Annotated in this window: 7 protein-coding genes; 5 read left to right on the forward strand and 2 right to left on the reverse strand. The window is 71.6% G+C overall.

Going from position 1 to position 12,434, the window contains the following annotated elements:
- The first annotated feature begins 31 nt into the window (after positions 1-31).
- Positions 32-1,165, forward strand: coding sequence for a neutral zinc metallopeptidase (locus tag ABD235_RS18615; protein WP_344175602.1), 1,134 nt, complete (start codon positions 32-34; stop codon positions 1,163-1,165).
- 9 nt (positions 1,166-1,174) lie between these two features.
- Positions 1,175-3,271 (forward strand): neutral zinc metallopeptidase, encoded by a 2,097-nt coding sequence (locus ABD235_RS18620; protein WP_344175604.1) that lies wholly within the window; start codon positions 1,175-1,177, stop codon positions 3,269-3,271.
- Here the strand turns inward: ABD235_RS18620 and ABD235_RS18625 are convergent.
- On the reverse strand, positions 3,268-4,953 hold the full coding sequence (locus ABD235_RS18625; RefSeq protein WP_344175606.1) for a DUF2207 domain-containing protein: 1,686 nt from the start codon (positions 4,951-4,953) through the stop codon (positions 3,268-3,270). The two genes, ABD235_RS18620 and ABD235_RS18625, sit on opposite strands and share 4 nt — an antisense overlap.
- Positions 4,954-5,033: 80 nt before the next feature.
- Between ABD235_RS18625 and ABD235_RS18630 the strand changes: the two genes are divergently transcribed.
- From ABD235_RS18630 to ABD235_RS18640, 3 genes are read left to right on the forward strand one after another with little or no spacing between them, the layout of a single operon-like run.
- The gene (locus ABD235_RS18630; protein ID WP_344175608.1) at positions 5,034-6,200 is read left to right on the forward strand and encodes a neutral zinc metallopeptidase; all 1,167 of its coding nucleotides are present in this window, start codon (positions 5,034-5,036) and stop codon (positions 6,198-6,200) included.
- Positions 6,201-6,247: 47 nt separating this feature from the next.
- A complete protein-coding gene (locus ABD235_RS18635) occupies positions 6,248-10,180 on the forward strand; it encodes a Pls/PosA family non-ribosomal peptide synthetase (RefSeq protein ID WP_344175610.1) in 3,933 nt (1,310 codons plus the stop codon).
- On the forward strand, positions 10,180-11,541 hold the full coding sequence (locus ABD235_RS18640; RefSeq protein ID WP_344175612.1) for a M1 family metallopeptidase: 1,362 nt from the start codon (positions 10,180-10,182) through the stop codon (positions 11,539-11,541). The genes ABD235_RS18635 and ABD235_RS18640 overlap by 1 nt, the downstream gene beginning before the upstream one ends.
- Here the strand turns inward: ABD235_RS18640 and ABD235_RS18645 are convergent.
- On the reverse strand, positions 11,538-12,413 hold the full coding sequence (locus ABD235_RS18645; RefSeq protein ID WP_344175614.1) for a LysR family transcriptional regulator: 876 nt from the start codon (positions 12,411-12,413) through the stop codon (positions 11,538-11,540). The two genes, ABD235_RS18640 and ABD235_RS18645, sit on opposite strands and share 4 nt — an antisense overlap.
- Between the last annotated feature and the right edge of the window lie 21 nt (positions 12,414-12,434).

Consider the following 12,434-nt stretch of genomic DNA (forward strand, 5'->3'; position numbering starts at 1 on the left):
CCTGTGCGTCCCGGGGGGATGAGGAACAACCGTGTCTGACCAGGACTGGAGCGCGTCACCAGGAGCACCGCCGCCGGGCCCGATGCCCGACGGGTCGATACCGATCTATGCCAGTTACCCGCTCCCCGGTACGCCGGGTGGCGGGCCGGCGTTGCCGCAGGTGGGCTGGGGGCCCGAGTTCGGCAGCGGCGGCCGGATCCGGCACGGCGGGCCACCCCGCAAGCGCCGGACCGGGCTGCTCGCCGGGCTGCTGCTGCTCGGTGGGGTCGGTGCGCTCGTGGTGATCACCGCGTTGACGCTGCGTAGCGGCGACGCGCCCACGGTCGCGCCGTCGTACGGACCGGGAGCGGCGCCGACCAGCGCGACCGCCGCGCCGACCGAGCCCGACGACAGCCCGCCCGGAACCCCGGGTGGGCCGGGGACGTCGCAGGACAGTGCAGCGATCGTCCGGACCGACGGGTTCTACCGCAGCGGGGTGCAGAAGACCGTGAACTGCCGGGAGCCGCAGATCGCGCTGTCCACGGCCGGGGCGGTGCAGACCTACTACGCGAACCTGATCGGCTGCCTGAACCGCGCCTGGACGCCGGTGGTCCGCGCCGGGCAGGACCAGTACGCCGCGCCGCGGGTGCTCTTCTGGGCCGGCACCGTGCTGTCGCCGTGCACCAGCTCGTCCCCGACCTCGTTCTACTGCTCGGCGAACCGGACGCTCTACCTGAAGTTCGAGGACGACATCAAGCTGTGGAACCGCGCCTCGGACGACGCGAACCGGTCGTTCTCGCGGATGTGGGCGACCTACACCGCCGGGCACGAGTTCGGGCACCACATCCAGCAACTGGCCGGGATCCTGCCGGCGGCGGCCCGGCTGGAGTACGACGCGCCGGACCTGGACGCGCGGCTCGAGGTGAGCCGGCGGATCGAACTGCAGGCATCCTGTCTCGGGGCGGCGTTCATGGGGGCCAACCAGGCGTCGTACGGGATCACCGGCCTCGATCTGACCATCTACCGGCGTTACGTCGAGGCGCAGACCGGGGATGAGAACAACCGTGGCGGCCCACGGGACCACGGGGCGCGGACCAGTCACCAGTACTGGACCGCGCAGGGCTTCAACACTGTCAACAGCGCCAGCTGCAACACGTTCACGGCTTCGGCCAGCAAGGTCTCGTGAGGAGTATCGATGTCGGACAACTGGAATCCACCCCCTGGGCGGGAGCCTTCGGAGCCGGAGGGCGAACAGCCCACCACCGGTGACCCTGGCACGCCCCCGCGGGATGGCCAGTCGCCCCGCTGGTGGACCGAATCCACCGACAAGCCCGAGGAGTACCTGAAGCCGGACTCCCCGCGGAACCACCCGGCCCCGCCCCCGGCGGGGCCGCCGCCCGCTCCCCAGTGGTACACACCGGGACTGAGCGACGAGTCCACCGGTGGTCAGGCGGGCGGTCAGCCGACGCAGCCGGCAGGTAACCAGCCGGGTGCGAGCAACCAGCCGCCCACCGGCGGCGTTGCCGGTCAGCCCGGTGCTGCCGGTCAGCCGGGCCCCGGTACGCCGGGTGCAGGTGCACCGACGGGCAACCCCGGCTGGAACCTCCCGCCCTACGGCCAGCCGGGCCAGCCCCCGCGCGGCCAGCACTCGGCCCCGCCGCCCGGCAACACCAGCGGCTACCGCTCCCACACCGGCACCGGCGCGACCCCGGGGACGCCGGGCGCTGCGGGCACCCCGAACACTCCGGGTACCCCGGGTACCCCGGGGACACCGGGCACTCCGGGGACGCCGGGCGCTCCCGGCACCCCAGGTACTCCGAGCGCTTCCGGCACTTCGGGCGCCCAGGGCACCCACGGCACCCCGGGCACGGGCATCCCCGCGGCCGGCTCCGGCGGAGGCGTCCCGCCGACCGGTGGCCGAGCAGCCGACGGCCCGCCCGCAGCCAACTCCGGCTGGGGTCGCCGCGACGACTCAGCAGCCGGCGGCGCGCACGCGGCCGGCTCCGGCGGCGTCCCGCCGATCGGCGGCACGGGCAGCACGGCCGGCGGCACCTCGCACGGCACCTCTGACCCCGCGCAGACCGGCGGGGCTGGCGGCTTCACCGGCTCCTGGCCTACTGCCTCGACCGGACCTGTGCCGCCTCCGCCCACCGGCGGCTGGCCTGGGCCCACCACCGGACCGCAGCAGCCGCAGAACCCCTGGTCGGGGGCTACAGGTGGCGGTGGTTGGCAGCAGCAGGGCGGACCCAACGGCCCGCAAGGCGGTCAGCCGAACTGGCAGTACCCGCCGATTCCGATCCCGAAGCCGCCGGGCCCGGGCCGGCGCCGCAAGCCGCGGCAGCTGTCCAAGGGGCTGCTGATCATGCTCGTGGCCCTGGCCGTGCTGGTGGTCGGCTCCGGCGTCACCGTGGCGCTGAAGCTGACCGGCGACGACACCCCGACCAGCCCGGTCGCCGTCGACACGCCGTCGGAGACCCCGTCGGAGACGCCGTCCGAAACCCCGAGCGAGACTCCGTCGCCGACACCCACCCCGACGCCGACTCCGAAGCCGAAGCCCAAGCCGCGCGTGCCCACGCCGTACGAGGTGGTGGCCAAGAACAAGATCTACGCGGCCGGTGTCCTGCAGCCGACCAAGTGCGTGGAGCCGGCGTACCGGCCGACCACGTTCGCGGCGACGAAGGCCTACTACCAGCGCATCCTGCCGTGCCTGAACCGCACCTGGTACCTCGCGCTGAAGAAGACCGGCCAGCCGTTCCGCGCGCCGCACCTGATCGTCTACGCCAACACGGTGAAGACGCCGTGCGGCACCGAGCGCGGCACCCGCGGCTACTACTGCGGCGCGAACGAGGCGATCTACATGCCGTTCAACGTCGACTACAACAACTACAAGATCAACCCGACCTACACCCGGGCGTGGATGCTGAACACGATCGCGCACGAGTACGGGCACCACATCCAGCAGCTGACCGGCATCTTCCGGGCCAGCTTCGCCCGCCAGGCGACGATGGCCGACCCGAACCTGCGGCTGCTGGAGTCCCGCCGGCGCGAGCTGCAGGCGGCCTGCTTCGGCTCGGCCTACCTGGGCGCGAACGCGGCGTTCATCCCGATGCGCGGCGACCTGCTGAACAACTGGAAGTTCGCCGTCGCGAACGCCGGTGACGAGTTCAGCAAGCCGAAGATCCGCGACCACGGCTCGAAGGTCAACCACAACCGCTGGTCGACCCGCGGCTTCACCTTCAAGAACCCGATCTACTGCAACACCTTCAGCACCAACCCGCAGTACACGAGCTAGAACAGTCGGCGGGCAGCGGTCAGCGTCCCACCGAAGGTGGTGACGAAGCTGGTCAGCGACTCCCCGATGTCGGACAGGTGCCAGTTCTCCGGACCGGAGTACCAGCCGATGCCGGCATCGGGGTCGTCGTCGTCATCGGTGGCGGCGATCTCCAGCGCCCACTTCTCGGTCAGGCCGAGCACAGCGGCGTACGGCAGGCAGCGGGACGCGAACTCGAGCCGGTGGCTCTGCGGCAGGCTCGCCGAGGTCTCGTCGGCCAGGTAGCGCTGCAGGCCACCCACTCGACCCAGTACGGCGGCACCGCGCGCCGTCCGGGCAGGTGCGACCTGTCCGGCCAGCGACAACGCCACACCGGCCAGGATGACGGCCAGGCCGACCAGCCCGAACTTGGTGGCGATCGCCAGCACGATCGTCAGCACCACGCCGGCACCGACCAGCACCAGGCCGGCCGTGGTCCACCGGTTCCGGACGGCGTCCGGTCGGCTGGCGAACCAGCCCTGCGTGACGACGTCGGCGTACAGCTGCTCGCGCACCAGGTTGAGCCGGGGCCGCAGCGCCGGACCCAGCGTCGACACCTGGACCGTCTCGCCGTCGGCGAAGACCGCGTCGAGCAGGGCCTTCTCGTACGGCAGGAGCTCGGGCCCGCCCTCGTTGAGCCGGACCAGCTGCCAGTCGTGCCGGCCGAACTGCGTCTCCCGCGGCAGCTCGACGATGGTCAGGTAGTTGCGGACGGCAAGGTCCAGCAGCGTCGCGGTGATGTCGACGACGTCGGCCGACTCGTCCACCACGGTGCCGACCTGACCCGGGCGGATCCCGTCCGGCGCGGCGAACTGCGGCCCGTCGGCGCCGTCCAGCACCGGGCGCTCGGGCGCGCCCTCACCGGTCTTGCCCGCGTCACGTCCCTTGAAGAACCACAGCGCGGCCGCGGCCAGGACGCCGAGCCCGAGCAGCAGCGCGCTCAGCCCGATCGTCGAGGAGTCCGCGGTGAACGCGTGGTGCAGCGACCAGCGGGTCTTGAACTCGGCGTTCGGCTTGACCGTCGCCTGGCCGCTCAGCCCGGTCAGGAAGGTGACCCGGCCACCGGCGGGCACCTGCAGCTGCTCGATCACCACCTCGGCGGACTCGCCCAGCTGGTACGACGTACAAGGCATGCTCGACCCGGTCCGGCCGGCGAAGCAGGTCAGCCAGGTGGCGAACGGGACGTTCACGTTCAGCGTCGCCTTCGGGATCGCCGCCCCGAAGCCCTGGAGCACCGGCCAGCTCACCTCGCGGCCCTCGGTGGAGTCGGCCACGACGTTGTCGACGTCGTAGGTGTAGACGATCTTCGCCTGCCCCGACACCTGGACCGACAGCTGCCGGCCGTTGTCGATCTCGGTGTCGCTGAAGCCACCGGCGGGCTGCCCGTTCACGGTGGCCGACACGTTGCTGATGTCGTACACCCGGTCGTCGTCGGCGTTGGAGCGGACGCGGGTCGCCAGCGTGCGGACGAAGGTGTCGCCGCCGGCCGCGACGTCGACGGTCTCCTTGACCTGGAGCACGCCGTCACCGGTCAGGGTCGCCTCCGCGGCGTACGCCGTGATCTTGTCGTCGGCGGCCTGGGCAGGCAGCGCGCCCACGGCAACGAACGGGACCGTCAGGGCGACCAGCAGGGCAGCCGGGAGGAGTCGGCGCTTCAGTGACATGGGGTGAGAGTAGTCTCGGGGCGGTTCGCCCTGCGAACCCGCGACGACCTGCCACCGGCACAGAAGGGGACCTGCGACCAGTGAGCAACCCGTACGACTACGGGCGTCCCCAGGACCGTCCGCAGCACCAGAACCAGGCCTACCGCCCGCCGGCCCCGCCGCCTGGCGTGCTGCCTCCGCCGCAGCCGGGCCAGTGGCAGCAGGCGCCGCAGCAGTACCCACCGCAGTACCAGCAGCCGCAGTTCCCCCAGCAGGGCCAGTACCCGCAGTACCAGCAGCAGCCGGGGCAGTGGCCGCAGCCGCACTACGGCGGCCCCAACCACTTCAACGGCTTCCAGCCGCCGCCGCGGCGGCGCAGCTCCGGTGCGGCGAAGTTCATCCTGCTCGGCTTCTTCGCGCTGGCCTTCGTCGGCATCACGCTGGCCGTCGTCGGCGCGGTGCTGACCGACAGCTCCACCAGCACGGCGATCCCGGAGAACAGCGGCCCGTCGATCGTCCCCACCGCGACCACCAAGCCGGAGAAGGGCACCGCCGAGGACTACCTGGTCAACAGCGCGCTCTACGGCGCCGGTGGCCTCGGTGAGCTGGACTGCCCGGCCCAGAAGCTCGGCGACGGCAGCCTGGCGGCGCAGAAGGTGTACTACGAGAAGCTCTTCAAGTGCCTGAACGACGCCTGGCGCCCGGCGCTGAACCGGATCGGCGTGAACAAGCCCGACCCGGGCCTGGTCGTGTTCGACAAGCCGGTCAACACCGCGTGCGGGAAGTTCAACCCGCTGTCCGGCCGCGTGCTCGCGTTCTACTGCTACGGCAACCAGGTGATGTACACCGACGTGCTGCAGATGAACAAGGCGTTCGGGCCGAAGGAGGACCTGGCCTACCTCATGACGATCGCGCACGAGTACGGCCATCACATCCAGGGCGTCACCGAGCTGTTCTACGCGCGGGCCTACTACCTGCAGGACCACCCGAGCCAGAAGCTGGAGAGCTCCCGCCGCAACGAGGTGCAGGCCTCGTGCCTGGGTGGGGTGTTCAGCCGGGCGGTGGAGAAGAGTTACCCCTTCACCAACCGGATGAAGGAGTTCGAGTACCAGTCCAGCCACAGCTTCGGCGAGTCCGCGGACACCCCGCCCGACGAGCGCACGCACGGTCTGGCCAGTACGCAGGGTTTCTGGATCATGAACGGCTTCAACATCGGCGAGACCAAGGCCTGCAACACCTTCGCGGCGCCGGCGAGCCTGGTGAAGTGAGCGTCTTGTTCCCCTGGGGTTAAACGCCTCGGCGTATCATCCGGCGCGTGACGTTGCGACGGGGGGACAGTGCGCCGCCCGAGCGCACCTTGGTGGACATCCTGCACGAGACCGCGGGCAGGTACCCCGACGATCCGGCGCTGGACGACTCGCACGTCAGCCTCAGCTACAGCGAACTGCTCGCCCACGTGGGCAAGTTCGCGGCCCGCCTGACCGCGTCGGGAATCGGGCCGGGCGACCGGGTCGGCGTCCGGATCTCGTCGGGCCACAACGACCTGTACGTCGCGATCCTGGGCACGCTGCAGGCCGGCGCGGCGTACGTTCCGGTCGACGCCGACGACCCGGCCGAGCGCGCCGAGCTCGTCTTCGGTGAGGCGGCGGTCGCCGCGATCGTCACGGACGGCTTGGAGATCGAGAGCAAGCGCCCCGGCGGTCCGGACGAGGACGGCTACTACGACTTCCCGTACTCGGCGCGGATGGAACCATCGGCCGGCGGCGCGGAGGCCGGCGCCCCGGACGACCGGGTCGCCGGCCACCAGGGCGACGGGCCGACTCCCGACGACGACGCCTGGATCATCTTCACCTCCGGGTCGACCGGCGTACCGAAGGGCGTCGCGGTCACGCACCGCTCGGCAGCCGCGTTCGTCGACGCCGAGGCGCGGATGTTCCTGCAGAAGGAGCCGATCGGGTCCGACGACCGCGTGCTGGCCGGACTCTCCGTCGCCTTCGATGCGTCCTGCGAGGAGATGTGGCTGGCATGGCGGTACGGCGCGTGCCTGGTCCCCGCCCCGCGGTCGCTCGTCCGCAGCGGCATGGACCTCGGCCCGTGGCTCGTCGCGCAGGGCATCACCGTCGTCTCCACCGTCCCGACGCTCGCCGCACTCTGGCCCGCCGACGCGCTGGACGCCGTACGGCTGCTGATCTTCGGCGGTGAGGCCTGCCCGCCCGAGCTGGCCGAACGCCTGGCGATCGACGGCCGCGAGGTCTGGAACACTTACGGCCCGACCGAGGCCACCGTCGTCGCCTGCGGCGCGCAGCTGACCGGCGAGGGCCCGGTCCGGATCGGCCTGCCGCTGGACGGCTGGGACCTCGCCGTTGTCGATGCCCAAGGCAACGAGGTCGCCGAGGGCGAGATCGGTGAGCTGATCATCGGCGGCGTCGGCCTGGCCCGTTACCTCGACCCGGCCAAGGACGCGGAGAAGTTCGCGCCGATGCCGTCGCTCGGCTGGGAGCGCGCCTACCGCAGTGGCGACCTGGTCCGCAAGGAGGAGGCCGGACTGCTGTTCCAGGGTCGCGCCGACGAGCAGATCAAGCTCGGCGGCCGGCGGATCGAGCTGGGCGAGGTGGACGCGGCGCTCCAGGCCCTGCCCGGCGTCTCGGGGGCCGCGGCCGCCGTACGGACAAGTGCCGGAGGCAACCAACTCCTGGTCGGCTACGTGGTCGCCGAGGAGCCCTTCGACCAGAAGGCCGCCACGGAACGGCTGCGCGAAGCTCTCCCGGCAGCGCTCGTTCCGCTGCTCGCGCTCACCGACACCCTGCCGACGCGCACGTCCGGCAAGGTCGACCGCAACGCGCTCCCCTGGCCGCTGCCCGGCATGGACACCGACGGACCGGCCGCCGACCTGGACGGTACGGCGGGCTGGCTGGCCGAGCGCTGGACCGCTGTCCTCGGCGCCAAGGTCACCGGCCCCGACAACGACTTCTTCCTGCACGGCGGCGGCAGCCTCGCCGCGGCGCAGCTCGTCTCCGCGCTGCGCGAACGGTACGCCGAGATCACCGTCGCGGACATCTACGAGTACCCGCGCCTCGGCGCGCTCGCCGACCGGCTGGACTCCTCGACAGCGACGTACGAACCGATCGAGATCCGGGAGATCCGCCCGACCCCGCCCGGCACGCAGCTGCTGCAGACGGCGCTGACGCTGATCCTGCAGACCGTCGTCGGCGTGCGCTGGCTGGTCTACCTGTTCACGCTGAACAACGTGCTCGCCCTGACCGCCGGCGACCACCCCTGGATGCGCACGGTGTCGTGGTGGTGGATCCTCGTCGGCTGGCTGCTGCTGATCACTCCCGCCGGTCGAATGGGCATCGCCGTCGTCGGCGCGCGGATCCTCCTGCGTGGCCTGAAGCCTGGCGTCTACCCGCGCGGCGGCAACGTGCACGTCCGGCTCTGGGCCGCGGAGAACCTGGCCGACGCGGCCGGCGCCGCGAACCTGGCCGGCGCACCCTGGATCGCGTACTACGCCCGCGCGCTCGGCGCCAAGGTGGGTCGCGGCGTCGACCTGCACACGCTGCCGCCGGTGACCGGCCTGCTGACGATGGGCCGCGGCGCCTCGATCGAGCCCGAGGTCGACCTGTCCGGCTACTGGATCGACGGCGACCAGCTGCACGTCGGCGCGGTGCAGGTCGGCGCCGAGGCCGTGGTCGGTTCGCGCAGCACCCTGCTGCCCGGTGCGGAGATCGGCCGTGGCGCCGAGATCGCGGCCGGGTCGGCGGTCTCCGGCAAGGTGCCCTCGAACGAGCGCTGGTCCGGCTCCCCCGCGAGCCGGGTCGGTCGTGCGCGTCGCCCCTGGCCCGAGGAACGCCCGGCGCGGGCACCGTGGTGGGTCCTCGCGTACGGCGCAGCGTCGGCGTTGATGTCGCTGCTACCGGTCGCGGCAGCGGTGGCTGCGATCGCCGTCCTGGGTGCGTACCTCCAGGGGACCACCACGCTGGGCGACGCCGCCCTGAAGGCGCTGGCCGCGATCCCGCTGATGACGCTGGTCGGCTTCGTGACGCTGGCCGTGCTGACGCTGATCGGCGTACGGATCCTCGGACTCGGGATCAAGCCGGGGCACTACCCCGTCCGCAGCCGGATCGGCTGGCAGGTGTGGGCGACCGAGCGGCTGCTCGACTCGGCCCGGACGCTGCTGTTCCCGCTCTACGCGAGCCTGCTGACGCCGTGGTGGCTGCGCGCGCTCGGCGCGAAGATCGGCCGCGACGTCGAGGCCTCGACCGTGCTGCTACTGCCGAAGATGACGACCGTCGGCGACGGTGCCTTCCTGGCCGACGACACGATGATCGCGTCGTACGAGCTGGGCGGCGGCTGGCTGCACGTGGCCGGCGCGAAGGTCGGCAAGCGCGCGTTCCTGGGCAACTCCGGGATGACCGCGCCGGGCCGGTCGGTGCCCAAGAACGGCCTGGTCGCAGTGCTGTCGGCAGCACCGAAGAAGTCCAAGGCCGGGACGTCATGGCTCGGCAGCCCGCCGGTGAAGCTGCGCCGGCAAGCCGTCGCGGGCGACCAGAGCCGGACCTTCAACCCGCCGTACCGGTTGAAGGTGGCGCGGGCGCTGGTCGAGCTGTGCCGGTTCGTCCCGATGATGTGCACAGTGCTGATCGCGCTCGGCGTGCTGTTCGCCCTGCAGGCGCTGGACGTCTGGCTCGGGCCGTGGTGGACCGTGCTGCTGTCCGGCGCGGTGATCCTGGCCGCCGGCGCGGTCGCGGGCGGGATGGCGACGGTGGCGAAGTGGGTCATCGTCGGCAGGACCCGCGCGGTCGAGTACCCGCTGTGGAGCTCGTTCGTGTGGCGCAACGAGGTCGTGGACAGCTTCGTCGAGCTCGTCGCGGCGCCGTGGTTCGCCAACGCGGCCGCCGGTACGCCGGTGCTCGCGCTGTGGCTGCGCACGCTCGGCGCGAAGATCGGCAAGGGCGTCTGGTGCGAGACGTACTGGTTGCCCGAGGCCGACCTGATCACGCTCGGCGACGGCGCCACGGTGAATCGCGGGTGCGTTCTCCAGACGCACCTGTTCCATGACAGGGTGATGTCCATGAGCACCGTCACCTTCGGCCCAGGGTCGACGCTGGGGCCGCACGGCATCGTGCTGCCGGCCGCGTCGATCGGTGCGGGCGCCACCGTCGGCCCGGTCTCGTTGGTGATGCGGGGTGAGAGCGTGCCGGCCGGTACCCGCTGGGCCGGCAACCCGATCGCACCCTGGCAGGGTTGATGGTCGCCGGTTCCCAGGGCCGGGCCGAGCAGGGTGCAGACACCGCGGGTGATCCCTACGTCCCCTCGCACGGCAACGGCGGCTACTCCGTCGAGTCCTACGAGCTCGACCTCGACTACCGGGTCAGCAGCAACCGCCTGACCGGCAAGGCGACGATCACCGCGGTGGCCACGCACGCGCTGTCCCGGCTCAGCCTGGACCTGGTCGGCCTGCGGGTGGCGAAGGTGTCGGTCAACGGCCGTCGCGCCGCCCGTTACGCGCACCGATCCGGCAAGCTGCACATCACCCCGGCCGCGGCGATCCCGGACGGCGCGGAGTTCGTCGTCGACGTGCAGTACGCCGGCAACCCGGCGCCCACCGACAGCCCGTGGGGCGAGCTCGGCTGGGAGGAGCTGACCGAGGGCGTGATCGTGGCCAGCCAGCCGAGCGGCGCGGCCACCTGGTTCCCGTGCAACGACCACCCCGGCGACAAGGCACACTACCGGATCACCGTCACCACCGACTCGCCTTACCACGTGGTCGCGAACGGCCGGCTCGTCTCGCGCCGTACGAAGGCCAGCCGGACCAGCTGGGTCTACGACCAGGCAGCACCGATGGCGACGTACCTGGCGACCATCCAGATCGGCCGGTACGACGTACTGGAGCTGGCGTCGTCGCCGGTGACCCAGCGCGCGGCCCTGCCGCAGACGCTGATCAAGGACTTCCGGACCGACTTCGGCCGGCAGCAGGACATGATGAAGCTGTTCTGCAGGCTCTTCGGGCCGTACCCGTTCACGGCGTACACGGTGGTCGTCACCGACGACCCGTTGGAGATTCCCCTGGAGGCACAGGGGATCTCGGTGTTCGGCAGCAACCATCTGGACGGCCGGCGCGGGTCGGAGCGGCTGGTCGCGCACGAGCTGGCCCACCAGTGGTTCGGCAACAGCCTGACCCCGGCGAACTGGCAGCACATCTGGCTGAACGAGGGATTCGCCTGCTACGCCGAGTGGTTGTGGTCGGAGGAGTCCGGCGGGCTCTCGGCGTCCCAGCAGGTCTCCAAGGCCCACAGCCGGTTGGCATCGCTGGACGAGGACCTGGTGCTGTCGGACCCCGGTCCGGAGCTGATGTTCGACGACCGGCTCTACAAGCGCGGTGCGATCACCCTCCACGTGCTGCGCCAGTTGCTGGGCGACGACACGTTCTTCGACCTGCTGCGCACGTGGACGAAGACGTACCGGCACGGCTCGGTGACCACCGACGACTTCATCACCCTGGCGGCTTCGGTGTCGTCGGATGCTGACGCAGTACGGCGGCTGTTCGCGGAGTGGTTGGACACCCCCGAGCTGCCGGCTCTGCCTCGTACGTCCCGACGGCGCCGCTAGGCCCTGGCCGCCGCGACAGCTGCGGCGACGAACCGGTCCAGCAGCACCGAGCGTTCGACCGACGCGACACCGATCCACCAGGACGCGGCCTTGCCCCGCAAGGGCATCAGATCGACGCTGCTCGGCGCGATCGCCGCGGCAGTAGCCGGTACGACGGCCGCGCCGACCCCGGCCGCGACGAGCGCGAGGACGGTCTGGAGATCGCGGGCCTCCTGCAACACTCGCGGGCGGCAGCGCAGTTCGTCGTACAGGCGGGTGATCTGGTCGGTGAGGCCAGGGCCGCGTTCCGGCTTGAGGCGCACCAGGGGCCTCCCGTCGAGCCAGTTGGCGACCTGCGCCGCCTTGTCGGCCGGCCTGTCAGATCCGGTGGGCAGCGCGAGCGCGAGGTGGTCCTGCCGCAGGCGGCGATGGGTGATCCCGGCCGGCACCGGCAGTCGCACGAAGCCGACCTGCAGCGTGCCGGCCAGCAACCGCTCGTACTGGACCGCCGACGACATGTCGTCCAGTGACACGGTGACGCCGGGATAGCGGCTGCGGAACAACGCGACCGCCTGCGGGGCCAGCTCGATGCCGGACAGCCCGAAGCCGATCGAGAGCGTGCCCTCCTCGCCCGCGGCGACCGATCCGGCCCGGCGTTCGAACGCCTCCGCCCGGGAGATCAGATCGAGGGCGTCAGGCAACAACGCCTCTCCCGCCGACGTCAACCGGGCGCCCTGCCGGCCGCGGACGAAGAGCGTCGCGCCGACACGTCGTTCGAGCAACTGCAGCTGCTTGGTGACGGCCGGCTGGCTGGTCGAGAGCTCGAGGGCCGCGGCGCTGACGTTGCCCGTGCGCGCCACGGTGGCGAACGTCCGGAGCAGCCGCAGTTCCATAGCCACAGGATATGGATAACC

Origin of the sequence: Kribbella lupini, from assembly GCF_039529595.1 — a bacterium.
Lineage (GTDB): Bacteria > Actinomycetota > Actinomycetes > Propionibacteriales > Kribbellaceae > Kribbella > Kribbella lupini.